The organism is Dyella kyungheensis, assembly GCF_049913195.1.
Lineage (GTDB): Bacteria > Pseudomonadota > Gammaproteobacteria > Xanthomonadales > Rhodanobacteraceae > Dyella > Dyella kyungheensis.
This window is the reverse complement of sequence record NZ_CP183983.1, coordinates 861,410-887,890: the sequence shown is the minus strand read 5'-3', so window position 1 is coordinate 887,890 and position 26,481 is coordinate 861,410. Positions and strand designations below refer to the sequence as shown.

The 26,481-nt window shown below is 65.3% G+C and carries 23 protein-coding genes; 12 read left to right on the top strand and 11 right to left on the bottom strand.

Features of this window, described 5'->3' with window-relative positions:
* Positions 1 to 20: 20 nt before the first annotated feature.
* Positions 21 to 668, top strand: a complete 648-nt coding sequence (gene pncA, locus ACN9MB_RS03735) for a bifunctional nicotinamidase/pyrazinamidase (RefSeq protein WP_204636026.1) — start codon at positions 21 to 23, stop codon at positions 666 to 668.
* A gap of 25 nt (positions 669 to 693) precedes the next feature.
* On the opposite strand, the gene ACN9MB_RS03730 is transcribed toward pncA, so the two are convergent.
* From ACN9MB_RS03730 to ACN9MB_RS03720, 3 genes are all read right to left on the bottom strand, one after another.
* Positions 694 to 882 carry a CPXCG motif-containing cysteine-rich protein gene (locus ACN9MB_RS03730; protein WP_204636025.1) on the bottom strand — a complete coding sequence of 63 codons (189 nt, stop codon included), beginning with the start codon at positions 880 to 882 and terminating at the stop codon, positions 694 to 696.
* A gap of 35 nt (positions 883 to 917) precedes the next feature.
* Positions 918 to 1,343 (bottom strand): hypothetical protein, encoded by a 426-nt coding sequence (locus tag ACN9MB_RS03725; protein ID WP_426270821.1) that lies wholly within the window; start codon positions 1,341 to 1,343, stop codon positions 918 to 920.
* Positions 1,344 to 1,409: 66 nt separating this feature from the next.
* On the bottom strand, positions 1,410 to 1,868 hold the full coding sequence (locus tag ACN9MB_RS03720; protein ID WP_426270820.1) for a PIN domain-containing protein: 459 nt from the start codon (positions 1,866 to 1,868) through the stop codon (positions 1,410 to 1,412).
* A gap of 52 nt (positions 1,869 to 1,920) precedes the next feature.
* Between ACN9MB_RS03720 and ACN9MB_RS03715 the strand changes: the two genes are divergently transcribed.
* From ACN9MB_RS03715 to ACN9MB_RS03705, 3 genes are read left to right on the top strand one after another with little or no spacing between them, the layout of a single operon-like run.
* Positions 1,921 to 2,193: a hypothetical protein gene (locus ACN9MB_RS03715; protein WP_204636022.1), complete on the top strand. Its 273-nt coding sequence runs from the start codon at positions 1,921 to 1,923 to the stop codon at positions 2,191 to 2,193.
* Positions 2,190 to 2,696, top strand: coding sequence for a M48 family metallopeptidase (locus tag ACN9MB_RS03710; protein WP_426270819.1), 507 nt, complete (start codon positions 2,190 to 2,192; stop codon positions 2,694 to 2,696). The genes ACN9MB_RS03715 and ACN9MB_RS03710 overlap by 4 nt, the downstream gene beginning before the upstream one ends.
* A 54-nt stretch (positions 2,697 to 2,750) precedes the next feature.
* Positions 2,751 to 3,662, top strand: coding sequence for an ion channel (locus tag ACN9MB_RS03705; RefSeq protein ID WP_426270818.1), 912 nt, complete (start codon positions 2,751 to 2,753; stop codon positions 3,660 to 3,662).
* A gap of 6 nt (positions 3,663 to 3,668) precedes the next feature.
* Here ACN9MB_RS03705 and ACN9MB_RS03700 read toward each other — a convergent pair whose 3' ends face one another.
* A complete protein-coding gene (locus tag ACN9MB_RS03700; RefSeq protein WP_426270817.1) occupies positions 3,669 to 4,631 on the bottom strand; it encodes a quinone oxidoreductase family protein in 963 nt (320 codons plus the stop codon).
* Between the two features lie 196 nt (positions 4,632 to 4,827).
* On the opposite strand from ACN9MB_RS03700, the gene ACN9MB_RS03695 reads away from it, so the two are divergent.
* Positions 4,828 to 5,751 (top strand): sulfotransferase family protein, encoded by a 924-nt coding sequence (locus ACN9MB_RS03695; RefSeq protein ID WP_426270816.1) that lies wholly within the window; start codon positions 4,828 to 4,830, stop codon positions 5,749 to 5,751.
* Positions 5,752 to 5,772: 21 nt separating this feature from the next.
* Here the strand turns inward: ACN9MB_RS03695 and ACN9MB_RS03690 are convergent, their stop codons facing one another.
* Positions 5,773 to 7,053, bottom strand: a complete 1,281-nt coding sequence (locus tag ACN9MB_RS03690) for an aspartyl/asparaginyl beta-hydroxylase domain-containing protein (protein ID WP_426271881.1) — start codon at positions 7,051 to 7,053, stop codon at positions 5,773 to 5,775.
* Positions 7,054 to 7,253: 200 nt separating this feature from the next.
* Here ACN9MB_RS03690 and ACN9MB_RS03685 point away from each other — a divergent pair, with 200 nt between their 5' ends.
* On the top strand, positions 7,254 to 8,834 hold the full coding sequence (locus ACN9MB_RS03685) for a tetratricopeptide repeat-containing sulfotransferase family protein (RefSeq protein WP_426270815.1): 1,581 nt from the start codon (positions 7,254 to 7,256) through the stop codon (positions 8,832 to 8,834).
* The gene (locus tag ACN9MB_RS03680) at positions 8,831 to 10,408 is read left to right on the top strand and encodes a tetratricopeptide repeat-containing sulfotransferase family protein (protein ID WP_426270814.1); all 1,578 of its coding nucleotides are present in this window, start codon (positions 8,831 to 8,833) and stop codon (positions 10,406 to 10,408) included. The genes ACN9MB_RS03685 and ACN9MB_RS03680 overlap by 4 nt, the downstream gene beginning before the upstream one ends.
* A 23-nt stretch (positions 10,409 to 10,431) precedes the next feature.
* On the opposite strand, the gene ACN9MB_RS03675 is transcribed toward ACN9MB_RS03680, so the two are convergent.
* The 3 genes from ACN9MB_RS03675 to ACN9MB_RS03665 form a co-directional block, all read right to left on the bottom strand.
* Positions 10,432 to 12,261, bottom strand: a complete 1,830-nt coding sequence (locus ACN9MB_RS03675) for a tetratricopeptide repeat-containing sulfotransferase family protein (RefSeq protein ID WP_426270813.1) — start codon at positions 12,259 to 12,261, stop codon at positions 10,432 to 10,434.
* Between the two features lie 65 nt (positions 12,262 to 12,326).
* A complete protein-coding gene (locus ACN9MB_RS03670; protein ID WP_426270812.1) occupies positions 12,327 to 15,299 on the bottom strand; it encodes a TonB-dependent receptor plug domain-containing protein in 2,973 nt (990 codons plus the stop codon).
* A 355-nt stretch (positions 15,300 to 15,654) separates the two neighbouring features.
* Complete coding sequence (locus ACN9MB_RS03665; protein WP_204636013.1) at positions 15,655 to 16,446, bottom strand: AMP nucleosidase; 792 nt, start codon at positions 16,444 to 16,446, stop codon at positions 15,655 to 15,657.
* Between the two features lie 177 nt (positions 16,447 to 16,623).
* Between ACN9MB_RS03665 and ACN9MB_RS03660 the strand changes: the two genes are divergently transcribed.
* From ACN9MB_RS03660 to ACN9MB_RS03650, 3 genes are all read left to right on the top strand, one after another.
* Positions 16,624 to 19,038, top strand: a complete 2,415-nt coding sequence (locus tag ACN9MB_RS03660; protein ID WP_426270811.1) for an acyl-CoA dehydrogenase — start codon at positions 16,624 to 16,626, stop codon at positions 19,036 to 19,038.
* A 95-nt stretch (positions 19,039 to 19,133) separates the two neighbouring features.
* Entirely contained in the window at positions 19,134 to 20,078 is a 945-nt protein-coding gene (locus ACN9MB_RS03655; RefSeq protein ID WP_204636011.1) for a DegV family protein, read from the top strand.
* Between the two features lie 25 nt (positions 20,079 to 20,103).
* Positions 20,104 to 20,736 (top strand): DUF4124 domain-containing protein, encoded by a 633-nt coding sequence (locus ACN9MB_RS03650; protein WP_426270810.1) that lies wholly within the window; start codon positions 20,104 to 20,106, stop codon positions 20,734 to 20,736.
* Between the two features lie 478 nt (positions 20,737 to 21,214).
* Here ACN9MB_RS03650 and ACN9MB_RS03645 read toward each other — a convergent pair whose 3' ends face one another.
* The gene (locus ACN9MB_RS03645) at positions 21,215 to 22,279 is read right to left on the bottom strand and encodes an IS30 family transposase (protein WP_426269349.1); all 1,065 of its coding nucleotides are present in this window, start codon (positions 22,277 to 22,279) and stop codon (positions 21,215 to 21,217) included.
* Between the two features lie 278 nt (positions 22,280 to 22,557).
* A complete protein-coding gene (locus ACN9MB_RS03640; protein WP_204636009.1) occupies positions 22,558 to 23,340 on the bottom strand; it encodes an SDR family oxidoreductase in 783 nt (260 codons plus the stop codon).
* An 87-nt stretch (positions 23,341 to 23,427) separates the two neighbouring features.
* Between ACN9MB_RS03640 and ACN9MB_RS03635 the strand changes: the two genes are divergently transcribed.
* Together ACN9MB_RS03635 and ACN9MB_RS03630 are read left to right on the top strand one after the other, a co-directional pair.
* Positions 23,428 to 23,646 (top strand): hypothetical protein, encoded by a 219-nt coding sequence (locus ACN9MB_RS03635; RefSeq protein WP_204636008.1) that lies wholly within the window; start codon positions 23,428 to 23,430, stop codon positions 23,644 to 23,646.
* A gap of 60 nt (positions 23,647 to 23,706) precedes the next feature.
* Positions 23,707 to 24,528 (top strand): ABC transporter ATP-binding protein, encoded by an 822-nt coding sequence (locus tag ACN9MB_RS03630; RefSeq protein ID WP_426270809.1) that lies wholly within the window; start codon positions 23,707 to 23,709, stop codon positions 24,526 to 24,528.
* A 71-nt stretch (positions 24,529 to 24,599) separates the two neighbouring features.
* Here the strand turns inward: ACN9MB_RS03630 and sppA are convergent, their stop codons facing one another.
* Positions 24,600 to 26,462, bottom strand: coding sequence for a signal peptide peptidase SppA (gene sppA, locus ACN9MB_RS03625; protein WP_204636006.1), 1,863 nt, complete (start codon positions 26,460 to 26,462; stop codon positions 24,600 to 24,602).
* Positions 26,463 to 26,481 lie beyond the last annotated feature (19 nt).

The window sequence follows — 26,481 nt, the reverse complement described above, 5'->3', positions numbered from 1 at the left end:
ATGTCCATGAGCCCAGCCCCATGAAGCCAGCTATCCGTAGCCGCGCCGCCCTCATCCTGGTCGACGTCCAGCCGGACTTCATGCCCGGTGGCGCGCTCGCCTGCCACGAAGGGGACGCCATCGTCCCCGGCATCGACCAACTGCTGAAGCGGAACGTGTTCGATCACGTCGTGGCCACCCAGGACTGGCACCCGGCCGGCCATATCTCGTTCGCCACCTCGCACCCCGGGCGCGAGCCGTTCGACCGCATTCCGCTCTACGGTCATGCGCAAACGCTATGGCCGCCGCACTGCGTGCAGGAGACGCCGGGGGCGGCGCTGCACCCGTCGATCGATTGGTCGCAGGTGGATACGGTGATCCGCAAGGGCGACGATCCCTGCGTGGATTCGTACAGCGGCTTTCGCGAGAACCACGGCCCGCGCGGCAAGCGCCCGACCACCGCACTGGATGGCTGGTTGCGCGAGCAAGGCGTGGACGAGGTGTATGTCTGCGGGCTGGCGCGCGATGTCTGCGTGCTGTGGACTGCGCAGGACGCGGTGGAGCTGGGCTATCGCACACACGTGCTGTGGGATCTCACGCGCCCGGTGTCACCGGAAACGGATATCCCCACGCTGCTTCGCTTCGAGAACCTCGGCGTGAGCGTGATCGATTCGTCCGCCCTGGCCTAAGAGCCTGTTCAAGGTCTCTGTCGTTTCAGCCTTCGTTTTCGGAGGCGACACTGACCAACGGGTCGCCATCCTCATCGAAGCTCACACTGATGTTGATGGGACGGCAGCAGACCTGGCAGTCCTCGATGTAGTGCTGGCTGTCGGCGGAGCCATCGACGAGTATTTCGATGGCCTCGCCGCAGTAGGGGCAGTGGATGAAGACTTGATCGAGCATGACGCCCTCCTCTGCTCGCCTGTTCACACCATCGCTCAGCGCTTGGCCAGCGACAGCGACGATCCCCACTTGTTCACTTCCACCAGCGCGGTTTCACCGGCGGCCAGGTTGGTCTCGACGTGTGCATTGTCATCGGCCTGGTGGCACGCGCCGGAGTTGCGCAGCGCTACCGTGTGCGCCCCGCTGGGCAGATAGAACGTGGCCTGCTCGCCGGTTTCCAGCTGCGCGGCGAACTTGTCGTCGACCAGCACCTGGCTGGAGCAACCGGCGCCGAAGTAACCGTTGCTGCGCACGATCTGCAGCGTGGCCGTGCCATCGCCCGGCGCCTGGTAGAGGAACTGGCGATTGGACACCACGTCCTTGATCACCTTGTCATGGTCGTTGGTCACGCCGCAGCCGGTCAGCGCCACCAAGCCCAAGGCCACCCACACTGCACCTGCCGCGCTCTGCATGATCTTCATCGCCGGACTCCATGTTTGGACGATCAGCATCGCCAATGTGCGATCAATCGGTTGTGAAGCGTACGCCTAGCCTACCGGCGGTTCCCATGCCGACGGAGCGAGGATGCGGAACCAGCCCTCGCGCGCCGTACGCCGGGCGAGCTGCAGCAGCGCCTTGTCCTTGCTGAGCAGGCATTGGGCCCCCGCCGCAAGCGCCAGCTCGAGGAATTTCTGGTCGTCCGGGTCCGCGCAGCGCGGCAGCTTCACTTCAGGGCGCGGCGTCATGGCCGCTTCCGGCAACCGCGCCACGGCGCCATCGAACGCCGCCATGGCCTGCCCGCGCGCCGCCTCGGCGAGGCCGAGCTGGGGGTATTCCAGCACCGCCAGCCATTCGGCGCGGCAGGGCTCGTCCACCACCGCCTGCACCAGGCCTCGCTGCAACGCATCCCGGAGGCGCTCGCAGGCAGGGTCGCGGAACACGAAAAGATCGAGTGCGACGTTGGTGTCGAGGACGAGCCGGGGTACGGAAATGGACATGGCGCGCATGGTGGCACAGCCACCCGGTTAAAATGGCGACCCTACTCCGTGGAACACCGACATGACCGAACGCCTCTTCGACCACTACTCGGTCCACACCACGGCGGTTGCCGAGGGTTCGCGCTTCACCGCCTGCATCGTGGTCACGCCCCGCGGACGCAGCGGTTTCCCGGTGTATTTCGCGATCTGCGAGAACCGCAGTTTCCGCGAGCAGGCGCAGGCTGAAGAAGCGGCCGACAAGGCGCTCGCCGCGATCGAATCGCTGGAAGAGGACGGCACCCCGGTGTTCCCGGAAGGCTATACCGGCTTCGACGACGAACCGCCTGCGGCATGACCGCACTGAAGTACCTCGGCGGTTATCCGCCGGCCCTGCTGGACAAGGTTCGTCTGCTGATCGAACGCGACGAGCTCGGCGCGTATCTGGAAAAGCGCCATCCCGGCCGCCACGAGGTGCAGAGCGACAAGGCGCTGTATGCCTATACCAATGCCTTGCGCCAGCAACACCTGCGCAATGCGCCGGGCATCGACCGCGTGTGGTACGACAGCAAGCTGGACGTGATCGGCAAGGCGCTGGGCCTGCACACGGCCATTTCGCATGTGCACGGCAGCCGCCTGAAGGCGCGCAAGGAAATCCGCATCGCCGCGCTGTTTCGCGATACGCCGCCGGAATTCCTGAAGATGATCGTGGTGCACGAACTGGCGCACCTGAAGGAGGCCGAGCACAACAAGGCGTTCTACCAGTTGTGCGAATACATGCAGCCGGACTATCACCAGCAGGAACTCGATCTGCGCCTGTACCTGACCTGGCGCGACCTGCAGGCCGCACGCTCCGCGTGATCCCCGCGTGCCGCGATAGAATCGCCACGCCCCTCACCCGCTCGGTATCGCTCCATGCGCGCTCGGTTCCAACAGTGGCTCAACCGCCCTCGCACCATCCAGATCGGTGGCCGCCCGTTCGTCAGCGAGGGCCTGACGCAACGCATCTGGGACGACATCTACCACTTCGCGCTGACCATCCGCTGGCCGACCTTTTTCGGGCTCGCGGCGGCCGGTTTCCTGGCGCTCAACACCGTGTTCGCCGCGCTTTACCAGCTGGGCGACCACGCCATCGCCAACCAGTTTCCGCGCAATTTCGCCGGCGCCTTCTTCTTCAGCGTGGAAACCCTGGCCACCGTGGGCTATGGCGACATGCACCCACAGACGCTGTACGCGCACATCGTGGCGACGGCCGAGATCTTCGCCGGCATGTTGAGCATCGCCCTGGTCACCGGCCTGGTGTTTTCGCGCTTTTCGCGTCCGCGCGCCAAGATGCTGTTTGCCGATCATCCGGTGATTCACCTGGTGCATGGCAAGCACACGCTGATGATACGCGCGGCCAACGCACGGCAGAACGTGATTGCCGAAGCCTCGGCCAAACTGCACCTGCTGCTGCGCGAAACCTCACCCGAAGGTTTTCGCCTGCGGCGTATCCACGACCTCAAGCTGATGCGCGACCGGCATCCGGTGTTCACGCTGAGCTGGAGCCTGATGCACATCATCGACGAGAGCAGTCCGCTGCACGGGCTGAGCCGCGAGGAACTGGCCAGTACCGAAGCCACGCTGATGCTCTGCATCGAAGGCATCGACGAAACCACTTCGCAATCCATGCTGGCGCGGCGCCAATGGAGTCATCGCGAGTGGCGCTGGAACCACCGCTACCTCGATCTGGTGCACGACGACGAACAGGGCGTCAGCCACATCGACTACGGCGTGTTCCATCATGTGCTGCCGGTGCAGGAAAACGAGGACAGCGAGCGCTTCTGACACTGCTCAAAGCGTAAGCAGCACCTTGCCGATGGCCGCGCGGCTTTCCAGGAAGGCATGCGCAGCGGCACCCTCGCGCAGCGGGAAGCGCGCAGCGATCTGCGGCTTCAGCGTGCCCTGCCTGATCTGCTGGAACAGCGCCGCCGCCCGTTCGCGGCGCGCTTCCGGGCCGGTGAGCACATTCCACAGGTCGCCACCGGTCAAGGTGAGCGAGCGATCCATCAGCAGGCGCGGATCGACCGGGTCCGGATCGCCCGCCGCCATGCCGTAGAACACCACGGTGCCGCCGATGCGGGCAGCGGCAAGGCTGTCCGCCAGGGTCCGGCCGACCGAATCGTAGACCACGTTCGCGCCATGCCCGCCGGTGAGCGCGCGGGTGGCTTCCACCCAGTCCTGGTAACCCACGGCCACATCGGCGCCCGCGGCGATCACGGCGTCGCGCTTGCTTTCGCTGGACGCGATGCCCAGCACCACCGCGCCCAGCGCCTTGAGCATCTGCACGAGCAGCAGGCCCACGCCACCGGCCGCCGCGTGCACCACCGCCACGTCGCCGGCACGCACGACGAAGCTGTCCGAGACGAGGTATTGCGCGGTCAGGCCTTGCAGCAGCACGGCGGCAGCCGTGTCGGCATCGATATCGTCCGGCAGCGGGATCAGGCGATCGCGATCCACGGCCACCAGTTCGGCATTGGCATGAGCCATGTCGGCGAAGCCCACGCGCCTGCCCGCCGGGAACTGGCTGTCGCCGGCCACCGGCAGTTCGACCACGCCGGTACCTTCGTAGCCCAACACCCAGGGCGCCGTGCCGCTGAGGTGGTAGTTGCCGTTGCGCCGGTACACGTCGGCAAAGTTCAGGCCGACGCTCTGCATCCGCACCAGCACTTGGCCCGGGCCCGGCTGCGGGTCGGGACGCTCGGTCCAGCGCAGCACGTCGGCAGGGCCAAAGCGGTCGAAAGTGAGTGCGTGCATGAGGCGGGTCCGGGTCGAGGCGTCGAGAGAATGACAGGTTTGGCTGCCCCGGCTCGGGCCGGTACAGCAAAAAAATGTGACAAACGGTCCCTTTTCCTTACGAGAAGCTGTATTTTTGGTCAACGCAACGCGAAATCACGCGTTATTCACCGTCACTGGCCGGTAGGTCGGGCCACTGTTTGGGGGAGACAGCGCCATGCGGCGAACGTTTGTCGTGGGTTGTCCACGTTCCGGGACCACCATCGTCCAGGCTTTGCTGGCGCGACATCCTGCTGTCTATACGCTGCCCGAAACCGCCTTCTTCGAACAGTTGCACGGCGATCTGGCCTGGCGCTGGGGCGATGTCCGGGTGCAGCCCCGCCGCCGCCGCTGGCGCCAATCGCTGGGCCTGACCCGCCGCCACATCCGCGACGTCTTCACCGCGCTGCACGTGCAACTGGCCGGCGCCCGCCCACCGATGCCCTCCGCTTACCACTGGCGCACCCTGTCCGGGCGGTTCCTGGCCCTGCTCGATCGTTCCGCCGCGGCCGCCGGGCGCTCGATGTGGCTGGAGAAGACGCCCAACCACCTGCTCTATATCCCCGAGATCGAGGCGCTGGCGCCTGACGCGCGCTTTGTGCACGTCGTGCGCCGAGGCATGGATGTGCTGGCCTCGCTGGCCGACGTCTACCTGCGTTTCGAGAACGACGAGGCCTTCGGCGGCGGCACCGTGCACTGGGCGCGCCGCTGGAACCGCGCCATGGACATCCACAGCCAGCACATCGGCCGGGCCAATCACCACTTCGTGTTCCTCGAGGACCTGGTGAGCCAGCCGGATATCGAATGGGCGCGCCTGTGCGCCTTCCTCGATCTGCCGCCGGACGCACCGCTGGACAACGCCTGCCAGCAGTCGATCGCCAACCTGTCCGACGAACCGTGGAAGGTGTCGGCCATCCAGGGACAGATCCGCGAGGCCGATCGCAAGGTCGACGGCCTGTTCGGCCCGCAAATGCAGCGCTGGCTGCGCTGCCGCCTGGCTTCGTACGAGGACCTGCGCGCGCAATGCCAGGCGGTACGCGCCCGCCCTTCCCCGCGCGTCCGCAGGATCTACGACAACACCCAAGCGGCCAGCGTCGGTTAGCGCTCCGCCAAGCTGGGCGTGTCAGCCCATCGGCACCGCCACTTCACTGGCCCGGTTGAAATCGCCGATGGCCTCGACCAGTTCGGTCACGGCGACGCGCTCGACCTCGGTCAGGTCGGGGTTCCAGCTGTCCAGAATCACCACCACGCGCGTGCGGTCGCTGCGATTCCATGCCTCGTGTTCGAAGGTGTCGTCGAACGAGACGCAGCGGCCTTCCTGCCATTCGTGCAGCTCGCCGCCCACGTTGATGGCACAGTCGGGCGGCACGATCAGCGGCAAGTGCGTGACCAGTCGCGTGTTGGTCACGCCACGGTGCGGCAGGATGTGGGTACCGGGACGCAACACGGAGAACAGCGTCTCCGGCGCATGATCGCGGATGCGCACCAGCGGGACGTGCTCCAGCACCGCGGACGTAAGCGGGCAACGACGATGGTGCTCGTCGAAGCGGTCGCCGTGACGGTAGAAAAAGTAAGCGTCCCAGCCGGCCTGTTGCGTTCCCGAGGAACGCAGATGACCTTTCAGTTCTTCCGCGCTTTGCTCCCCGAGAAACGGCAGCAACGGCTGGTTTTCCGCCAGCACGGAGAGCAGTTCCTCGCGAATGACCTCCGTGGCCTCCTCCAGTTCGGCCTGCCAGGGAAAGCGCTCTCTGCCGTAGTACGGTTGGCTGGGCACGCCGGGGAAATAGAGGAACTTCGGTCGTTGCCGGGGATCGGGCATCTGGGCCTGGCGCTCGCCCAGATAGACGGCCAAACAATCCTCCACGCGCGCGAGCTCGCTGCGTCCATGGCGCTCACGCAGCGGCTCGAGCACCGCGTCGAAAGTGCGGCGTCGGCCCGCGTCGATGAACCGCATCGCGTGCTGCACCGACTGGCGAAGGCCGGGAGCGGTGGTCGCGTCGCTCATCCAGCGACCTTCGGCCTGCGCGGCATTGACGGCGCCGAAATAGGCCAGCAGGGCGCGATGCATGTCGCCCAGCTGCTCCAGCGTGATGCCAAGGCGCAGCCGCGCCACGAACATGTTCGGCGCGATGTCCACACAGCGCCGCAGGCTGCTGGCGGCGCCGGCCAGGTCGCCTGCCACGGTCTGCACCACGCCAAGCTGATGCAGCAGGTCCGGATGATCCGGATGCGCCTTCACGGCCGCGCTCAGCATGACCAGCGCGCGACTGGCATCTCCCCGCACCAGATGGCGGCTGGCCACGAACTGCAGGGCCTCGGCGTCGTCCGGCTGCTGCTCCAGCAAGCGCACGAAGCACTGCTCGGCCTGCGCTGCATCCCCCTGTCGCAATCCGTTGAGCGCCATCTCGCGCAGCGCCGACACCGTCACTCCCACCCCACTATTCATCGTTGCTCCCGCCGCTTGCGACATCATGTATTCGATCCGGCACCGCGGTCCCCACCACGGCGCATATGGGCATAATAGACGCGTTTCGACGGGCCGCGCGCGCTTTTCCGTGACCGGGAAGCCGCGTCGCGGTAGTCCTTCCCCGGATTGGGCCACTGATGAATTCGCGACTGCAAGGGCTGGGACCTACGGCCACCCAACAAGTGATGATCGCCGCGCAGGCGCTGGATGCCGGGCGTGCCGACGAGGCCGACCGCCAGCTCGAACGCGTGCTCACGGCGTACCCCAACCATCCCGAAGTCCTGCGCATGAAAGCGGGCATCCTCAGCCTGCGCGGACAGCACCACGACGCCGTGCGCCTGATGCAGCACGCGCTGGTGCAGCGTCCGCAGGACGCGCTGTACCACAACACGCTCGGTTCGCTGCTGGGCACGGCGGGCGACTACGAAGGCGCGATCCGCGCGCTGCGCCGCACCTGCGAACTCGATCCGAAGCTGGCGATGGCCTGGTACAACCTCGGCGTCATGCTCACCAAGTCGGTGCGCAACGAAGAGGCCACGGAAGCACTCCAGCGGGCGGTGACGCTGGCACCCGACCATATCGGCGCACGCGCGCTGCTCGCCGACCTGCTGCGTACGCGCGGACAGGTGGAAGCGGCCGCTGCGGAATATCGCCGCCTGCTCTCGGTACGGCCGACCTTCGGACTCGCCTGGTGGGGGCTGGCGGATCTGCGCACGCAGCGCTTCGATGCGAACGACATCGCGCAGATGCAGGCGGCACTGAAGCGACCGGACGCGAACGAGAACGACCGCATCGCGATCGGTTTTGCGCTCGCCAAGGCCTTCGACGACGAGGGCAGCTACGCACAGTCGCTGCAAGCCCTAACCACCGCCAATGCGACCGCGCAACGCTATCAGGCATGGGACGCCAAACGCTTCTCGGTCGGCGTGAAGAGTGTTGCCGATGCTTTCGTGCCGCCACCGGCCGGCAGCCCCGCTCCGTTGGGCAGCGAGGTGATCTTCATCGTCAGCCTGCCGCGTTCGGGCTCGACCCTGGTGGAGCAGATCCTCGCCTCGCATTCCCAAGTGGAAGGTGCGGGCGAATTGCCGGATCTCCCGCAAGTGCTGGCCGAGGAAACCCAGCGGCTCGGCGGCAAGCCGATTCCTCAATGGGCGCGCGAGGCGACACCCGCGGATTGGCAGCGACTGGGCCAGCGCTATCTCGAACGCACGGCGCGCTGGCGCAGCGAGCGCCCCGTGTTCACCGACAAGTTGCCGAACAACTGGATCTATCTCGGCGCGATCCGCGCCATGCTGCCGGGCGCGCGCATCGTCGTGGTGCGGCGCGATCCGCTGGAGACCTGTTTCTCCTGCTATCGCCAGCCACTGGATGCCAGCAGCGGCTACAGCCGCAGTTTCGAGGCACTGGCCAGCTTCTGGCACGACTTCGACCAGAATGTCTCCCGGCTGGCGACACTGCATCCCGGGCATGTGCGCGAACACAGCTATGAGGCGATGGTGGCCGATCCGGAACCGCATATCCGGCAATTGCTGGCGTTCTGCGGATTGCCGTTCGAGGAGGCCTGCGTGAACTTCCATGAAAACCAGCGCACGGTGCGTTCGCCCAGCGCCACGCAAGTGCGCCAGCCGATGCGAAAGGACACCGCGCGCTCGCAGCGCTATGGCGCCCTGTTGAATCCGCTGCGTGCCGCACTGGGTTTGCCGGCTTATAGCGAATGATGCCTGGCGCGACGCCCTCCAGGGAGGTGCTGGCTTTGCTCTCGGCGCTGGAGTCGCAGCCGGAGAGCGAATGGCTGGCGCAGGGGCGCTCACTGACACTGCGCTCGGACATGGCGGGCGCGCTCGCCGTATTCGACGCAGCCGCGACGCGTTTTCCTGATTCGGGCGATATCAGGCTCGGATTGGCGGGACTGCTGTGGCAAACCGGCGAGTCCCTCCGTGCAGAACAGCTGCTGCGCGATGGGTTGGCGGCACATCCTGGCAACGTCGGCATGGCCTTTCTGCTCGCTTCGTTTCTGCGTGAACATGGGCGCCTCACGGCCGCCGGCCAGGTTCTGCTTTCGGCATATGCGAACGGCGAGCACGATGTCGCCGACATCATCCGGGCGGTCGAGACGCTCGACGACTATGGACGCCAGAACGAAGCGTTTGCGATCTGCGAAAATGCCATCGATGCGGGCGCCGACGATCCACGTCTGCGCGCCTACGCCGGCATGCTGGGCATCCAGCTCGGCCATTTCGAGCGGACGCGTGATCACTATGCGCGCGCCCTGGCACAGGAACCTGCTGCCGTCGAATGGAACATCCCGCTTGGCCTGGCCGGGCTGCAGCGCTACGAGAACGCCAGCCACGCGGATTTTTCGTTCTTTCGTGACGTGCTTGCGGATCCGGGAATCACCGACTACACACGGCGATCAACGCTGTTTGCGTTGGGCAAGGCCAGCGACGACGTCGGCGACTACGCCAGCGCCGCGGCGTATCTGCGCCAGGCGAACGCCATGGGGCATGCGCACGCCAGCTGGTCGCGCAAGCTGTGGAAACGCAACATCCAGGCACGGCTGGCCGCGCCGCCGCCGAGCATCCGTCTGCCGGCCCCGACTAATTGGACGCCCGTCTTCGTGGTCGGCGTGCCGCGTTCCGGCACCACCCTCGTGGCGAAACGGCTCGCCGATCATGCCGGCGTGCGCAACCGCGGCGAGCTGGGCTGGCTGCAGGTGTGGGAGGAGCGTCTTTCGCATAGGGCGCCCCTGCGTCGCGAGGATCTCGAAGAAGCGGCACAGGCGTTGGCGCGGCAGCTGCGCCAGGACGACGGCGACGCCGGCTGGATCATCGACAAGCAGCCGCTCAACCTGCTGCGTGTCGATCTGATCATGGCGCTATGGCCGCACGCGCGGATTGTCCATTGCCAGCGAAACGCCCGCGATACGGCACTCTCCCTGTGGTCGCAGTCGTTCCATGACCCAGCCCATGACTATGCCTATGACTTCGGGGACATCAACGCGGTGATCCGGGGCTGTCGCCAGCTGGCCGGGCATTGGCAGGCGCGTTATCCGCACGCGTTTCGCACCGTCACCTATGAGCAGTTGGTCGGCGAACCGGAGACGACGGTCAACGCGCTGTGCGATTGGCTGGGCGTGCCATCGCAATCGGCAACTCCACCGATGGACACCGGGAGTGTCATCGCAACCGCCAGCGCATGGCAGGCACGCCAACCCATCTACACGCATTCAGCGGGTCGTTGGCGCCACTACGCCCCCTATCTGCCGGAGCTGCTCGACATCCCGGAATATTGAATGCTCCGGATGTCGGCAACGCGTCAGGTGCCTGACGCGTCGTATCCCCAGTGGCGGAGCATCGGTTCGAGGATCGGCAGCAGCGGTTCCATCTCGCTGCGGTACTTCTGCCAGCGCCCCACCGCCTTGCGGTTTACCGGCTCGATCACCTGCGCATAGCTGGGCGTGCCGATATAAGCCTTGCTGCGCGCATGCCGGTCGAACTGCAGCATCGGCGACGCATCCTCCAGTTCCAGGAATTGCGCGATCCGCGCCGCCTGGCGCGCGGGATCGTCGACAAGGTCTTCGTAGCGCGATACCAGCACCGACGGCTGCAGTACATTCACATCGCTCAACCACGACTGCATGACCTGTACGTAGGCATGCGCCAGGCGCTCGAGCGTGCTGCCAGCGGCAGCAAGCGCGCTGGAGCGAAAGCTCTGCATGTAGCAACTCAGGATCACATCGCAGGGATGACGCACGGCCAGGATGAACTTCGATGCCGGGAACAGGCGAACCATGATCGGCAGCCACAGCATGTTCAACGGATTCTTGTCGACCAGCCGGGTGTTCCAGTCCCGCTTGATGCGCTCGTCGACCATGGTGTTGTAGCGCTTGCGCAGTTCGTCGCAATCGTACTGCCGCAGCACGCTGAGGTCGTCCAGGATGCGTTGATCGTGCTGGCCCAGGATGCCCGAAAGCCGATTGAAGAACGGATTCTCGTCCATCGACTGCAGTGACGGATGCGCGTCCAGCATCTGCTCGAGCAGGGTCGTGCCCGAGCGCGGAAAGCCGACCACGAAGATCGGCGAGTCCTGCATCTCCGGCGCGATGTACTGGGGCCAGCGCTCGAACTGCTCCGCGGTGACGCGAGGCGCCTTGACGGGCATGGCGGCGGCGTCGGGCGCGAAGAACTCGGGCGAGTCGTAGCGACGCTCGGCAGTCTCCAGTTCATGCGCAACGCGCAGAGCATCCATGGCCGCCTGGGTATCACCCAGTTTGTCGTAGGCCGAGGCGAGCTGGAAATAATGGTCGTAGTCGGCTGCCGATTCGGGACCTGCCTGTGCCAGCAGGTCCCTGGCCATCGCATGCTCTTTGCCGCGCATGGCGAGCGTGGCCTGGATATGCGCGCCCTTGTTGCGCTGGGCCGCGGAGCTTCCAGCCTCGCCTTGCATGACATAGGCGAGGATCGATGCCGCGTCATTCAACCGATTGCGGCGCTCATACACATGCGCAAGCTGCAGGCGAACTTCGGGGTGGCCGGGCAAACGGACGAACAAGTCCTCGAGCAGATCGGTCGCGTCCGGAATCTCGTTGTTCTGGATCAGTACCTGCGCCAGCTCCAACTGCAGTTGGTCGTCGTTCAACGGCACGCTGCGCCGCCAATAGCGAAGCAAATCCGAAGCGCCCTCGTAGTCCTGGCAGCGGCAGCACGCGCGCGCCGCATCGACACGCAAGCGCCATGATTCGGGATGCTTCTGCACAGCATCGAGCAGCAGCTCGCGCGCGGCCAGATAGTCGCGCTTGTGCATCAGCGTCGTGCCGAGCTGGGCCAGGGCCAGAACGTTGTCGGGGTTCAGTTCGACCGCCCGCGCATAGGCTTGGTGGGCCGCGTCCAGCTCGCCCGCTCCGGCCAGCGCCGTCGCATAGTTGTTCCAGTACTCGCTGCTGCCGGGCTGCAAGCGGGTCAGTTGCGCATAGATCGGCAGGGCTTCCTGGGGGCGCTCCTGGAAATGCAGGCTGATCGCCAACAGGAACAGCAGGTTTTCGTCCTGCGGGAATTGCTCCAGGGCGGCGCGACTCAATTGTTCGGCGCGGCCGGGATCACCGGCCTGAAGGGCGGCAGCTATCTGTGTGGTTTGCACTGAGGTCATTAGGGTCACAAAAAAGGGCCGCGTGAATTGTCACGCGGCCCTAAGGTTAACGCTTTAACGCACGCTTAGAACTTGACCGTCACGCGAGCCCACCAGTAGCGGCCCATCAGATCGAAGTCGCTCGGGTCGGTGTTGGCGTTGAGCGTGTTGTTCGCGTACAGCATAGGCGGCTGCTTGTCGAACAGGTTGTTCACGCCGAAGTCCAGACGGGTGTTGATCGGGGCCAGGTTGTAGCCGATCGACACGTCGTTGTAGACCGTCGCGCCGTACTTCAGGATAGTGCCCGACTCGAAGTTCGGGTAGCTATCCTGCGGCGAACCCGTCGCGGCACCGTTCTGGAAGCGACCGATGTAGCGCATGCGCCACTGGGCACTCCAACCACCGGCCTGCCAATCCGCGAAGGCCTGACCGCGCCAGCGCGGGAACAAGCAGACACCCGCGTTGTCCGGGCAGGCTGCCGAAGCGGCCGAACCGTACGGCAACAGGTGACCGGCGTTCTTGTAGATGTCCGCACCCGCAACACCCGGCGCCGTGATCTGATTGTAGTAGTTCAGATACGTGGCGTTGATGCCGAGATTGATCTGGCCGAACGAGAACTGCGGCAGCTTGTAGTTGGCCGAGAAGTCGATGCCCGCGGTATTGATCGTGCCGAGGTTGGTGATTGGCTCAACCGTCGCGGGCGAGATCTGGCCCGTGGCATCGCGCTGGATGAAGCGGCAGTACTGCGTGGCACCGGCGGCGCAGACGTTGAGCAAGCTCTGCAGACCCACCGTGGTGATGGTGTCGTTGAGGTTCACGCGCCAGTAGTCGATCGTGGTCGACAGACCCGGGACGTACGACGGGCTGTAAACCAGACCGAAGTCGTACGACTTGCCGTGCTCCGGCTTGATCGGCACGCCGGCCACATAAGCACCGGAAGTGACGGTACCGGCCTGGGTACGCGAATCGACGAACGAGTTGACGAACGAACCATCGGTCGGCACGTTCACGCAAGCCAGCGCCAACGGCGAACCGGCAGGTGCACCGGTGTAACCGGTACACGGGTCGGAGTGGATCAGCGGCGCGTCGGAACCGGACGAATACAGCTCGGTCAGGTTCGGTGCACGGAACACTTCTTCCATCGTGCCACGCAACAGCAGGTCGTCGATCGGCTTGTACTCGACCGCGAACTTGAAGTTGTTGGTGCTGCCGAAACCGGAGATGCGCGAGAAGCGATCGCCAATGGTGACGTTCAGCGACTGCACGCCCGGCAGACCGGCGAGGACCGGGATGAAGGTTTCCGCGTACAGATCCTTGGTGGTGTAGCCACCCTGCACGGCGCTCAAGCACTGGCTGCCCAGTACGCAGCTACCGGTGGTCGGATCGATCACCAATTGCGGCGACGGGATGGTGTGGGTGTAGTCCTTGCGGTACTCGAAACCACCGGCCAACTGCACGGCACCGGCCGGCAGGCTGAACAGCTCGCCGCTCAGGCCCGCATGCCAGACTTTCTGGAGCGAGTACAGTGTGGACGGTGCGGTGGCAGCGGCCGCCTGGATGGCCGCAATGCTGCCGGCCGAGTGGATGTCGAACGGGTTGAACTGGCAGGCGACAGGATCGACGCCGGCGGGGCACGTGGCGGTGCCATCGGGGTTCAGTGTCGAAGGACCGGTGTACAGCTTGCTCTGGTCGGGCAGGCCGGTGGTCGCGAGCGAAATGCTCTGATGACCGTAGTTGAAGCCGACGTCCCAGTTCCAGTTCTTGTCGAAGACGTTGAAATCACCACGGAAACCCGTGTTGATCTGCGCGTCCTGACGACCGGAGAAGGCAATACGGTTGCCGGCGGTGGTCAGACGCGAACCGAAGGCAAGGTCATCCGGACTCTGGCGTGGAGTCTGGAAAGTCTGGCCGAACGTGTTGAAGGCGTTAGCGCCTAGACCCGTTACCGGGTCCGGACCGGCCACCACCACACCTGTACCCGTGCCGTACACGGCGGGGGCGAGCTGGAAGTTGGACGAGGTCTTCTCGTACACGGCATTCACGTACGCGGTGACGTGATCACCCAGGTGATAGTCACCGTTGATGAAGCCGCCAGTACGTTCCTGCGGGGTCATGATCAGGTTGACCGTCGCGTAGTTGTACTTGTCGGAATTACCGTAGCAGTGGTAGTTCGACGAGTTGACCTGCGTCGAGTTGCCACCCGGGTTCAAGGTGATGTAGCCCGAGGCGCAACCCGCACCGCCGCCGAAATTGCCGGCCAGCCCAGGAGGCAACTGGATGTGGCCATACGGCGTGCTGGACGAACCGCCCACGCTGACGACCGAGCCGGAGAGGCTGAGCGCGTTCTTGGAGAAGTCGCGGTTGGCCGAGACCACGCCGTCCATCTTGTTGTAGCTGATGCCGGCCATGATGCTGCCCTTATCGGACGTCTGGCCGAACGTGAACGTATAACCGCTCTGCTCACCATCGTTGCGGTCGGACTGGCCGACATTCGCAGTGAAGGTGGCACCCTGGTAGTTCTTACGCAGGATGAAGTTCACGACGCCGCCGATGGCGTCCGAACCGTAGGTGGCCGATGCACCGGACGGCAGCACTTCGATGCGCTCGATGGCATCGACCGGGATCGCGTTCGGATCCTTGCTCAGCAGACGCTGGCCATCCACGAGGATCAAGGTACGGCGAGCACCCAGACCGCGCAGGTTGATCGAGGACACGCCGCTGCCGCCACCGTTGTTGGTCTGCGGGTTGACGTTGCCGCCGGTCATCGCGGGCAGCTGCTGGATCAGGTCGCCCAGCGTCGCCTTGCCGGTCGCCTGGATGGCGGCGCGGTCGATGGTCACGACCGGGCTGGCCGTCTCGACGTCCACACGACGAATCAGCGAACCGGTCACGGTGACCGTTTCGAGCGTCTTGCTCTTGGACTGGTCGGCAGCCGGTGCCGGCGTAGTGGTCTGCGCATCCTGCGCGAAAGCTGCAGTGCCGTAGGCGCTAGCTGTGAGCATGCCCAGCGACAGCGCCAGGCGCACCGACGTGCACAGTTTATTTTCCCCGAACTTCATGAGAACACCCTCCCGATTATTTATATTGACTGGGTTTGAAAGATTTCCCCGCCTCAAACCCGCGCCCGAGTCACCCAAACAACTTAGGCGTAGACCCACAAAAGAGCAGTCCACAGCGCTCGGCATTTATCACGCTTTACTTACAGATAGTCAATAAAATCTATACGACAAAAAAACAACTTGTCGCGACAACAATCGTATTTTTTTGCGGAACACCCTGGCCCTGAGGGCACTGAATCGGCCAGTCAGCCTCTGCTGCGGCGCCACGAACATCGTTCAAGCGGGGTGAAGTCAGGGTGAAAAAAAGCCTGGCAAGCCGCATCGCGCCTCGCCAGGCCCCTGATTTGCCGGTGTTTCATTCCGCCCCGGTGTCGCTCTCGAAACGCAGGTGCTTGACGCTGCGTCCCCTGCGGCGCACCAGTTTCAGTGCCTCGATGCCGATGCGGATGTGGCGCTCCACGAACTGGGTGGTCACGCTGCGGTCGCTTAATTCCGTCTTAACGCCCTCGGGGATCATCGGCTGGTCCGAGACCAGCAGCAGGGCCCCACAGGGGATCTTGTTGGCGAAGCCCGCCGCGAAGATGGTCGCCGTTTCCATGTCGATGGCCATGCAGCGGGTACGGCGCAGGTAGTCCTTGAAGGCGTCGTCGTGCTCCCAGACGCGGCGGTTGGTGGTGTACACCGTGCCGGTCCAGTAGTCGTAGCCCAGGTCGCGGATCATGGTCGACACGCCGCGCTGCAGCTGGAATGCCGGCAACGCCGGTACCTCCGGCAACAGATAGTCGTTGGACGTGCCCTCGCCGCGGATCGCCGCGATCGGCAGCACCAGGTCGCCGATGGCGTTCTTCTTCTTGAGGCCGCCGCACTTGCCCAGGAACAGCGCGGCCTTGGGCTGGATGGCGCTGAGCAGATCCATCACGGTGGCCGCGTTGGGGCTGCCCATGCCGAAGTTGATCAGGGTGATGCCGTCGGCGGTGGCGTTGGGCATGGGCCGGTCGCGGCCGCGCACTTCCACGCCATGCCACTCGGCGAAGAGGTCTACGTAATGTCCGAAATTGGTCAGCAGAATGTGCTGGCCAAACTCCTCCACAGGCGTGCCGGTATAACGCGGCAGCCAGTTGGAGACGATCTCCTGCTTGTCTTTCATTGAGACCCCTTGAGGTCGGCGCAAGGTGGGTTCCCTCACGCGTTACCGGCGACGCCACGCCGGCAAGATGCCAGATCAGTGGCGACATCTTAACGGGTCGGGGCCACTTGCTGAGCAATTCGTTGTCATTTTCTTGAGCCCTGCCTCCCCACGATGGGTCATCCCCAGGAGAACCCCATGCTGCTGCTCGGTTGGATCGTCGCTCTCGTGGTCTTTTTCGGCTTTGCCTTTGCGGGACGCGGATGGCTGGCCTGGGTCCTGGCACTGGCGGTGCTGTTCCTCACCTGGATGGTGCGCGGGGTCGATTCGCCACTCCTTCTATATGGACTGCTAATTGCCACAGCGTTGGTTGCACTGGTAACAGGTTGGCCGCCGCTGCGCCGGGCACTGTTTGCGCGCACCCTGCTGCCGACGCTGGGCAAGGTGATGCCGCGGCTGGGCGAGACCGAACGCATCGCGCTCGAAGCGGGCACGGTGTGGTGGGATGCGCAGATCTTTTCCGGCATGCCCGACTGGGACTACCTGCTGCGCTTCGAATGCAAGCCGCTGAGCGAGCGCGAACAGGCGTTCATGGACGGGCCGGTGACCCAGCTATGCGCCATGCTCGACGATTGGCAGGTGGAGCAGCAGCGCGACCTGCCGCCCGAGGTATGGGAGTTCATCAAGCGCGAGCGTTTCTTCGGCATGGTGCTGCCCGAGAGCTATGGCGGCCTGGGCATGTCCGAGATCGGCCACTCCCGCGTGGTCACGCGCATTGCCACGCGCTCGGTCGCCGCGGCGGTGACCGTGATGGTGCCCAACTCGCTCGGCCCGGGCGAGCTGCTGCTGCACTACGGCACCGAGGAACAGAAGCAGCGCTATCTGCCGCGACTGGCCGATGGCCGCGAGGTGCCCTGCTTCGCGCTCACCGGACCCGAAGCCGGTTCCGATGCGGCGGCCACGCAGTCCGAAGGCATCGTCGAATGGGGCGAATGGGACGGCCAGCGAGTGCTCGGCCTGCGCCTCAACTGGAACAAGCGATACATCACGCTGGCCCCGGTGGCGACCCTGATCGGGCTGGCCTTCCGGCTGAAAGATCCGCACGGCTTGCTGGGCGGCGCCGAGGATCGCGGCATCACCTGCGCGCTGATCGCCCGCGACCTGCCGGGCGTCGTCATCGGCCAACACCACGATCCGATGGGCGTGCCGTTCGCGAACGGGCCTACCGAGGGACATGATGTATTCGTGCCGATCGACGCCATCATCGGCGGCGTCGAACAGGCGGGACACGGCTGGCGCATGTTGATGGAGAGCCTCGCGGCGGGCCGCTCCATTTCGCTGCCCGCGCTTGCCGTGGGCGCCGCGCAGATGGCCACGCGCATCTGCGGCGCGTACGCCACGGTGCGCGAGCAGTTCGATACGCCGATCGGTCGCTTCGAGGGCATCGAGGAACCGCTGGCGCGCATCGCCGGCCTCACCTACCTGATGACGGCCACGCGCACGCTGACCTGCGGCGCGCTCGATGCAGGCGAAAAGCCGGCGGTGCTCGGCTCGATCGCCAAGGCCTATCTCACCGATGCCATGCGCGAAGTGGTGAGCGATGCGATGGACATACGCGCCGGTGCCGCCATTCAACGCGGGCCGCGCAATGCGCTTTCCCATATGTGGATGTCCGTGCCCATCGGCATCACCGTGGAAGGCGCCAACATCCTCACGCGCTCGATGATCATCTACGGACAAGGGGCCATTCGCTGCCATCCGTGGGTGCAGAAGCTGATCAACGCGATTGCCGCGAACGACCTCAAGGCGGTCGACACTTGCACGTTCGGCTACATCAACTTCGTGTTCACCCGCGGCGTGCGCGCGCTGCTGCTGGCGCTCACCGGGGCTCGCCTGGCCAAGGCACCGGACAGCGAGCTGGCCCGCTCGTACCAGCATCTCACGCGTTTTGCCTCGGCGTTCGCGCTGGTCTCCGACACCTGCATGGCCACGCTGGGCGGCTCGCTGAAGCGCCGCGAGAAAATCTCCGGCCGACTCGCCGATGCGCTGGCCTGGCAATACCTCGCCGCGGCCACGCTCAAGCGTTATCACGACGGCCCCAAGCTCGCCTCGCACTACGACCTCGCGCGCTGGGGCGTGGCGCTGGCGCTGTATCGCACGCAGGAGGCCTTGCGCGGCGTGCTGGACAACCTGCCCTCGGGCGTGGCGGCCGGATTCGCACGTCTGCTGGTGTTCCCGCTCGGCGCACGCTTCCGGCCGCCGTCGGATCGGCTGGGGCAGCGCGCGGCGCGGGCCATCCTGGAAGACCGCGAGGCCCGCATCCACCTCACCGCCGACATCCATGTTCCCGGACCGCAGGAGCCGGGGCTGGGTCAGTTGGAAGCCGCATTGGACAAGGCCGTGCGCGCGTTGCCGGTGGAAACCAAACTGCGCGACGCGATCCGCGCCGGCCAGTTGGACCGCGCCGCCGGCGAGGAACTGGGACGTCACGCGTTGGCGGCAGGCATCATCAGCCAGGCCGAATACGATGCGCTGAGCGAGGCCGATGAAGCACGCAATGCGGTGGTGCAGGTGGACGCCTTCGACGCCGACATCTACCGCCAGTTGCGCTAAGCGCGGGCATGGCTGGCCCTGTCCCAACGGTCAGGGTCGGCACCTGCGGGGGTGCGTGCTATGTTGGCGACGCTTGCCATAGGGGAGTAACCATCATGCGGATGGGTTTAGCGATCGATGCCGCCTGCGATCTGCCGCAGGCGTTCCTGCAGAAGCACAACATCGCGGTGATGCCCATCACCATCCGCATCGACGATGAAGTCTTCATGGACAACCGCAACCAGGTGGAGCTGCACCGCTTCCTGGATCGCAAGCTGGGCAGCCGCAGCCATTCCGCCGAAACCATTCCCTGCTCCGTCGAGGACGTGCAGCGGCTGTTCCTCGACAAGCTGGTGCTGGAACAGGACTGCGTGTTCTGCCTCACCATCACGGCGACCCGCAGTGCCATCAACGATCACGTGATCAAGGCCAGCTTCGCGGTGCTGAAGAACTACCGCGAGGTGCGCGAGAAGAACAACCAGACCGGTCCGTTCCTGATGCGCGTGATCGATACGCGCACGCTGTTTGCCGGCTCAGGTCCCGCCATCGTGGAAGCCACGCGCCTCATCAATGCCGGCGAAGTGCCGGCGGCGATCCGCGAGCGGCTCACTTACATCTCCAATAATTCGTACGGCTACATGCTGCCGCGCGACCTCTACTATCTGCGTGCCCGCGCCAAGAAGAAGGGCGACCGCAGCGTGGGCCTGGTCAGCGCCATGCTGGGCTCGGCACTGGACATCAAGCCGCTGCTGCGCGGCTATCGCGGCGAAACCGGTCCGGTCGGCAAGGTGCGCGGCTTCGAGCACGGCGCGGAAACGCTGTTCAATTACACGGCCAAGCGCGTGCATGCCGGCCTGCTGGTACCCGCCGTGTGCGTGAGCTACGGCGGCGATCTGGCCGAGCTGCCCAAGCTCCCGGGTTACGCCGCGCTGCGCAGTGCGTGCGAGGAATGCGGCGTGGAATTGATGGAAGCGCCGATGAGCATCACCGGCATGGTCAATGTGGGCGAAGGCGCGGTCACGCTCGGCTTCGCGGCCGAGGAACACGCCGCCGAGTTCTAAGCCCACGCGCTGAGGGAGACGTCACATGCTCCGCTTATGCATCCTGGCTTTGCTGCTGGTGCTGAGCCTTCCAGCCTTGGCAGGCACGGCGTATCAATGCACGGATGCGAGCGGCAAGCTGTCGTTCCAGGACAAACCCTGCAGCGGCAACCAGCGCCAGCAGGTGCTGCAACTCGACGACTCCCAGCCCGCGACGCCACCACCGCCCGAAGCGATGGACACCACGGCGACGCCACCGGCCGCGCCTTCCCCGCCACCGCCGCAACCCATCGCAACGCTTCCCAGCATGTTCGCCTGCGTGCGCGCCACCGACGGCAAGCCGTACACCAGCGACAACGGTGATCCTCAACCCTATCAAGTTCCCTACGGCATCCTCGGCGCCTCGGCGTTGCCCCTGTCGCAGGTCTACGGCGGCCGCAACGCGGCCGGAGCCTCGGCGCCCGAACTCAATCGCGGCCGCGTCACCCCCGGCCTCATCGCCAACCACTACGTCTGGGTGCAGGACCAATGCCGCGAGCTGACCCGCGCGGAAACCTGCCGCGCGCTGCGCGATGCGTTCGACGACAACGCCGACAAGCTACGCCGCGCATTCAAGAGCGACCAGCCGCCGCTGGAGCGGCGCGAGCAGGAGCTGAGGTCGCAGTTGCAGGGGTGTTGAGCAAAGTTTGCGCAATGTCATGCAAGTAGGTGCTGCGCAAGGCGTGTGCCAAGTTGTCCACAGGGTTGTTACCAGGGTTTCCCCAGCGTCTGTGGAAAAGCGCTTCCCTATGTCTGTGGGAGCGCACCCTGTGCGCGACAGCCACGCCGGGGTGTATCGCTCCGTAGGTTTGTCGCGCACAGGGTGCGCTCCCACAGTAGATCTGCAGCCCTCCGCTCCAGCTCTTGGCTCTGCTCTTGGCTCTATGGCTCTGCTCTTGGCTCTATGGCTCTTGGCTTCGGCTCTTGGCTCTCAGGGGTCCCCGTATGACGCGGCGGGTGGGTGGAGGAAAGCCCGAAGGGTGGCCCGCATGGATGCGGGCCAGTTTTTCGCCAGGGCAGGATGCCCTGTCGAAAAACCCCGCAACCCACCCGCGCACCTGGAGGGCGAAGCCCGGAAGGCGCGTCATCCGGGGGGCCCTTCTCTTTGGTTGGCGGTGTCAATCTAGAAGTGCATCATCGATCGCTTGGGCGAGATCATCGCGCCCCAGCGCACGCATGAACATCTCCGCCGGACAGTGGTAGTCCAGGGTGGCCCGCGGTCGCAGATTCATCTCCCGCGCAATCGCATCGAGTTTGCGTTGGCTATGCACGGACAGGTCGGTGCCTTTGGGGAGGTACTGACGCAGCAAACCGTTGGTGTTCTCGCAGATGCCGCGCTGCCAGGGACTGCGCGGATCGGCGAAGTAAATCGCCAGTCCCGTGCGCTTGGAGAGCGTCTTGTACAACGCCATCTCCTTGCCCTGGTCATAGGTCAGCGTTTGACGCAGCGTCGCCGGTAACGGACCGAACGCCCGGCTGAAGCCCTTGAGCGCATCCTCGGCCGCGCACCCTTCCATCTTCACCAGCTTCAGAAACAACGTGCGTCGATCCACCAGCACGCCTACCGACGACTGATTGCGTGCGCCTTTGAGGAAGTCGCCTTCCCAGTGGCCCGGCAACAAGCGTTCATTGGCCTCCGGCGGTCGATCATGAATGCTTGGCAGATCGTGCATGCGGCCGCGCCGATTGGCGCCTTGGCCGCGCGGGCGGCGCGCGCACTTGTGCTGGCGCAACAGTGCCACCAGCCCTCGCCGCAGCTCCCCGCGCGGAGCGGCATAGATCGCGGTGTAAATCGTCTCGTGAGACACGTGCTTGGCCGGCTCGTCGGGATGCTGTCGGCGCAGTGTGCGACTGACCTCTTGCGGTGACCAGCGCCGGGCCAACAAATGGCGCACCAGACGCCACAAGGCGCTCTCACGATGCAATTTACGCGGCCGGCGTGCCTGATGGGCCAAGCGACGGGCCCGATGGCCGGCACGACAAGCGTCATAGCCGAGCGTCGGGCGCCCCAGACGAGGGCTGCCTGACGGCTCGCGGTGCCCGTTACGCGCCAGCTCCCGTGAGATCGTACTGGGCGACCGGCCCAGCAGCATCGCCAGCTGCCGGGCGCTCTCTCCACGTGCCTTGCCCACCATGATCGCGCCTCGCTCTTCGGCGCTTAGATGGTTGTAGTCCTGACCCATGCATCACCTCCAGAGGGGTGTTGCACTTGATATTAGAGACCGCCTTACTTTTCTTTGGGCAAGCAAAGAAAAGTGACCCGGCCTTCCCGAAAAGGGGACTAGCTTTGCGTCGCCGGCAGGAGGACGGAAGCCCGCGGCAGGCGAGCCAAGTCGCGATATCGCAACAACCGAAGACTGACGAAACTGGATGACCAGCCATTCGGCTGTTGAAAAGCGCCTCCGGCCTGCGCCGGGATGACGGGCTAGTGGGACCGGCGCCGGAAGGACGAGCTGACCACCTAAAACCCGTAATTGAGAAACCCGCCATCCACCGCCAACACCTGCCCCGTGACATAACTGGCCGCCGGCAGGCAGAGAAAGGCGATCGCCGCCGCCACCTCCTCCGGCTCACCAATCCGCCGCAACGGTGTGCGATCCAGCACCTCGTCCAGATACTCATCGTTCGCCAGCGCCGGCTCCGAACGCTGCGTGCGGATATACCAAGGAGCCACCGCATTGACGCGAATGCCGTCAGCCGCCCACTCCGCCGCAAGATTGCGCGTCAACTGGTGCAACGCCGCTTTAGACATGCCGTAAGGCGAACCGGTGCGCACATGAGTTACGCCCGAGACCGAGCCAACGTTCACAATGGCCGCGTTCGCGTGCTGCACCAGTTGCGGATGCGCCAGGCGGCACATCTCGAAGGCCGAGAACAGATTCAGTTCGAAGATCGCGCGGTATTCGTCGTCGCGATAGGCGAGCGTCGGCGCCGGCTGATTGCCGCCCGCGTTGTTGACCAGCAGCGACAGCGGCGCGCCCAGATCGGCCACCCAGTCGAATACCGCGAGCCGATCTTCCTGCTCGCCCAGGTCGGCACCGAAGGCCAGCACCTCGATGCCGGGGAAATCGTCCATCAACTCGACCCGCACCTGCTCCAGGGTGTCGGCGTCGCGCGCCACCAGCAGCAGGTTGGCGCCCAGGGAGGCCAGTTCGCGGGCGGTGGCGTAGCCGATGCCCTTGCTGGCGCCGGTGATCAAGGCCGTGTGTCCCTGCAACTGCCAGGCATCGATGCGTGCGTTCATGGGGAGAGCTTAGAACGCCACCACGTTTCCCGCCAAGCATTGCCCGCTACCATGCAGGAACGATTGCTCGCTCCTCCGAGAACCCTCATGCATCGACTCGCCCCCTTGCTGTGCCTGCTCTGCCTCACGGCCTGCTCCGGCAAGCCGCCAGCCCCGCAATCGGCGCCGGCCACCGCCAGCACCGCGCGCGTCGCTACGCCATGGGACGACATGGAGAAGGCCAAGCAGCGCGCCGCCGACGTGCAGAAAACCGTGGACGAGCAAGCCAAGAAGCAACAGCAACAGCTCGACGCCGCCGAGCAGTAAGCAGATGCCGCCCACGGCGGGACTTGGCAAATGGACGTCTGGACGTGCATCGTGTCCGGCATGAACGTCCATCATGATGAATTCTCCGCCGTACCGCTGCTGGATATCGACGATGCCAGCGTGATGCGCGGCGAGCGACTGATCCTCGATCGCTTCAGCCTGCGCATCGGCGCAGGCGAGCACACCGCCATCCTCGGCGCCAACGGCGCGGGCAAATCCACCCTGGTGCGGCTGATCACGCGCGAGCTCTACCCGCTCGCACGCAGGGACGGCCAGGCCGCCATGCGCGTGTTCGGTCGCGACCGCTGGCATGTTTCGGATCTGCGTGGATTGCTGGGTATCGTCTCGCCGTCCCTGCAGCACGATTGCACCAGCGATGCCACGCTGGAGGTCTCGGAAGCCGTGCTGTCGAGTTTCTTCGCCGCGCAACGGCTGGGACTCGATCACCGTGTCACGCCATCCATGCGCGAACGCACCAACGAAGCGCTGGAACAGGCGGGCGCCACCCATCTGCTCGGACGCAGCATGGCCAGCCTTTCCACCGGCGAGGCGCGCCGTGTGCTGATCGCACGTGCCCTGGTGCATCGCCCTCGCGCCCTGCTGCTCGACGAACCCTGCGCCGGCCTGGACATGGCGAGCCGTCGGCGTTTCCTCGAGAATCTGCGCGGCCTCGCCCGTCATGGCACCACGCTGTTGCTGGTGACACATCACGTGGAGGAGATCCTTCCCGAGATCCAGCAGGTGGTATTGCTGCGCGACGGCAGTCTGCTAAAGCAAGGCAGCAAGGCCGAGGTGCTTACCGACACGCTGCTGTCTGCCACCTTCGGCATGCCCGTGTGCGTGGAACGCCACGGCGAATACTTCAGCGCCGCCATCGAATAACGCCGTCGAGGTATAAAAAAAGCCGCCGCCGGAAACCGGCAGCGGCTCGATGCCCGCGACGTTGCCGCGCCTCAGCGCGGCGAACAGAAGCAATAGGCGTAAACGTTCGGGCGACCGGACTGCGCGGTGCGCAGCAGTTTCAATTCGGGCGCCATCTCGCTGATGTGCGCAACCCACGACGGCAACTGCACGCCGTACGCCTGGCCCATCTGCACCATGGCGTTCTCGTTGAGGCTGATCAGGAACTGGCCGAAGCCGCTCAGCGGTTCTTCCACGTAACGCACCGGTGCGTCCTTGCCGAGCTTGGCGCGCTGTTCCGCGTCGGCGATGGCTTCGCCCAGGCCACCGAGCTGATCGACCAGGCCGCGATCGAGCGCCTGCTGACCCGTCCACACGCGGCCCTGGGCAATCGTATCGATGGCGTCATACGGCTTGCCGCGCGCCTTGGCCACCTGGCCCACGAAATCGCGGTAGCCCTTTTCGATGGTGGCCTGGATCACCGTGCCGACCTTGGGGTCGAGCGGACGCGTGGCATCGAACGCACCGGCCAGCGGGCTGGTGCCCACGCCGTCGCTCTTCACGCCAAGCTTGTCCAACGTGCCCGGCACGGTAAGCACCATGCCGAAGATGCCGATCGAGCCGGTGATGGTGTTGGGTTCGGCGTAGATGCGATCGGCATTCATCGAAATCCAGTAGCCGCCGCTGGCCGCCACATTGCCCATCGATACCACCACCGGAATGCCGGCTTGGCGGGTCAGCGCCACTTCGCGACGCACCTGCTCGGCGGCGTACACCTCGCCACCGGGCGAATTCACCCGCAGCACCAGCGCCTTGGTGCGCTTGTCTTCGCGTGCGGCGCGAATCAGCGCAGCGGTGGAGTCGCCGCCCACCGTGCCCTGCGGCTGCTTGCCGCCGGAGATCTCACCCTCGGCCACCACGATCGACACGCCCGGCGCCATCGAGCCGTTCTCCGAAAGCGTGGCCACGTAGCGCTGCAGGGACACCTGGCGGAAGCCGTCGCCCTTCTTGCCGGCGGGCACGCCTTCCTTGCGCATCATGGCGATCACTTCGGCCGGCGTGGCAAGGCCATCGACCAGATGCTGGTCGAGCGACAGCTGGCCCAGGTCGCCCTTCGCGCTGGCGATCTTCTCCGGCAGCGTGTCGATGTTCAGCCGCAGCGTGGCCGGATCGAGCTTGCGCAGCTTGGCGACTTCGTTGATGTAGGTATCCCACAAGCCGCCCATCCAGAAGCTGTCCGCTTCCTTCGACTCGGGCGAAGCGTGGTCGAGGATGTACGGCTCGGCCGCGCTCTTGAACTGGCCGACGCGGAACAGGTGCACGTCCACGCCCAGCTTGTCGAGCAGGTCCTTGTAGAACAGGCGGTAGTTCGCCAGGCCGGTGATCATCACCCCGCCCTGCGGATCGATCAGCACGCGATCGGCATGCGCGGCGAGGTAGTACTGGCCCTGGTCCAGGCTGGGCGCCCACACGATCACCGGCTTGCCGGCGGCGCGGAAGCGATCGAGCGCCGCACCGACTTCGCGCAGTGCGGCGAAACCGCCGCCTTGCAGTTCACTGGGTTCGAGCAGGATGCGGGTGATGCGCGCGTCCTTGGCGGCGCCGTCGATCACGCCGACCAGGTCGCGCAACTGGATCTGCCGGGGCGGATTGCCCGACAGGCTGGCCAGCGCGCGCTGCATCGGTTCGATGCTGTACTGCTCGACCAGCTCGCCCTTGGGCTGGATGACCAGCACGCTGTCGCTCTGGATGATGTGCTCGGAACGCGCGCCGGCAAAGCCGACCAGCATCACCAGCAGCACGATGAACAAGAACGCAAAAAAGATCAGGTTGAGGATGGTCAGCCTGACGATGTTGATGCCGCGCCCGAGGACGCAGAGAAAGGCCCAAAAGCCGTTGGGGCGGCGCTCCGTCATTGCCTAGTTCCTCAGGATG

Coding starts and splice junctions, on each gene's coding strand:
- ACN9MB_RS03720 (WP_426270820.1), bottom strand. CDS start 1,868: ATGCGCGCCATGTCCATTTCCGTACCCCGGCTCGTCCTCGACACCAAC.
- ACN9MB_RS03635 (WP_204636008.1), top strand. CDS start 23,428: ATGCATCGACTCGCCCCCTTGCTGTGCCTGCTCTGCCTCACGGCCTGC.
- ACN9MB_RS03690 (WP_426271881.1), bottom strand. CDS start 7,053: ATGGCGCTCAACGGATTGCGACAGGGGGATGCAGCGCAGGCCGAGCAG.
- ACN9MB_RS03685 (WP_426270815.1), top strand. CDS start 7,254: ATGAATTCGCGACTGCAAGGGCTGGGACCTACGGCCACCCAACAAGTG.
- ACN9MB_RS03670 (WP_426270812.1), bottom strand. CDS start 15,299: ATGAAGTTCGGGGAAAATAAACTGTGCACGTCGGTGCGCCTGGCGCTG.
- ACN9MB_RS03710 (WP_426270819.1), top strand. CDS start 2,190: ATGACCGCACTGAAGTACCTCGGCGGTTATCCGCCGGCCCTGCTGGAC.
- pncA (WP_204636026.1), top strand. CDS start 21: ATGAAGCCAGCTATCCGTAGCCGCGCCGCCCTCATCCTGGTCGACGTC.
- ACN9MB_RS03650 (WP_426270810.1), top strand. CDS start 20,104: ATGCTCCGCTTATGCATCCTGGCTTTGCTGCTGGTGCTGAGCCTTCCA.
- ACN9MB_RS03705 (WP_426270818.1), top strand. CDS start 2,751: ATGCGCGCTCGGTTCCAACAGTGGCTCAACCGCCCTCGCACCATCCAG.
- ACN9MB_RS03665 (WP_204636013.1), bottom strand. CDS start 16,446: ATGAAAGACAAGCAGGAGATCGTCTCCAACTGGCTGCCGCGTTATACC.
- ACN9MB_RS03700 (WP_426270817.1), bottom strand. CDS start 4,631: ATGCACGCACTCACTTTCGACCGCTTTGGCCCTGCCGACGTGCTGCGC.
- ACN9MB_RS03675 (WP_426270813.1), bottom strand. CDS start 12,261: ATGACCTCAGTGCAAACCACACAGATAGCTGCCGCCCTTCAGGCCGGT.
- ACN9MB_RS03640 (WP_204636009.1), bottom strand. CDS start 23,340: ATGAACGCACGCATCGATGCCTGGCAGTTGCAGGGACACACGGCCTTG.
- ACN9MB_RS03655 (WP_204636011.1), top strand. CDS start 19,134: ATGCGGATGGGTTTAGCGATCGATGCCGCCTGCGATCTGCCGCAGGCG.
- ACN9MB_RS03715 (WP_204636022.1), top strand. CDS start 1,921: ATGACCGAACGCCTCTTCGACCACTACTCGGTCCACACCACGGCGGTT.
- ACN9MB_RS03680 (WP_426270814.1), top strand. CDS start 8,831: ATGATGCCTGGCGCGACGCCCTCCAGGGAGGTGCTGGCTTTGCTCTCG.
- ACN9MB_RS03730 (WP_204636025.1), bottom strand. CDS start 882: ATGCTCGATCAAGTCTTCATCCACTGCCCCTACTGCGGCGAGGCCATC.
- ACN9MB_RS03725 (WP_426270821.1), bottom strand. CDS start 1,343: ATGAAGATCATGCAGAGCGCGGCAGGTGCAGTGTGGGTGGCCTTGGGC.
- sppA (WP_204636006.1), bottom strand. CDS start 26,462: ATGACGGAGCGCCGCCCCAACGGCTTTTGGGCCTTTCTCTGCGTCCTC.
- ACN9MB_RS03645 (WP_426269349.1), bottom strand. CDS start 22,279: ATGGGTCAGGACTACAACCATCTAAGCGCCGAAGAGCGAGGCGCGATC.
- ACN9MB_RS03695 (WP_426270816.1), top strand. CDS start 4,828: ATGCGGCGAACGTTTGTCGTGGGTTGTCCACGTTCCGGGACCACCATC.
- ACN9MB_RS03660 (WP_426270811.1), top strand. CDS start 16,624: ATGCTGCTGCTCGGTTGGATCGTCGCTCTCGTGGTCTTTTTCGGCTTT.
- ACN9MB_RS03630 (WP_426270809.1), top strand. CDS start 23,707: ATGAACGTCCATCATGATGAATTCTCCGCCGTACCGCTGCTGGATATC.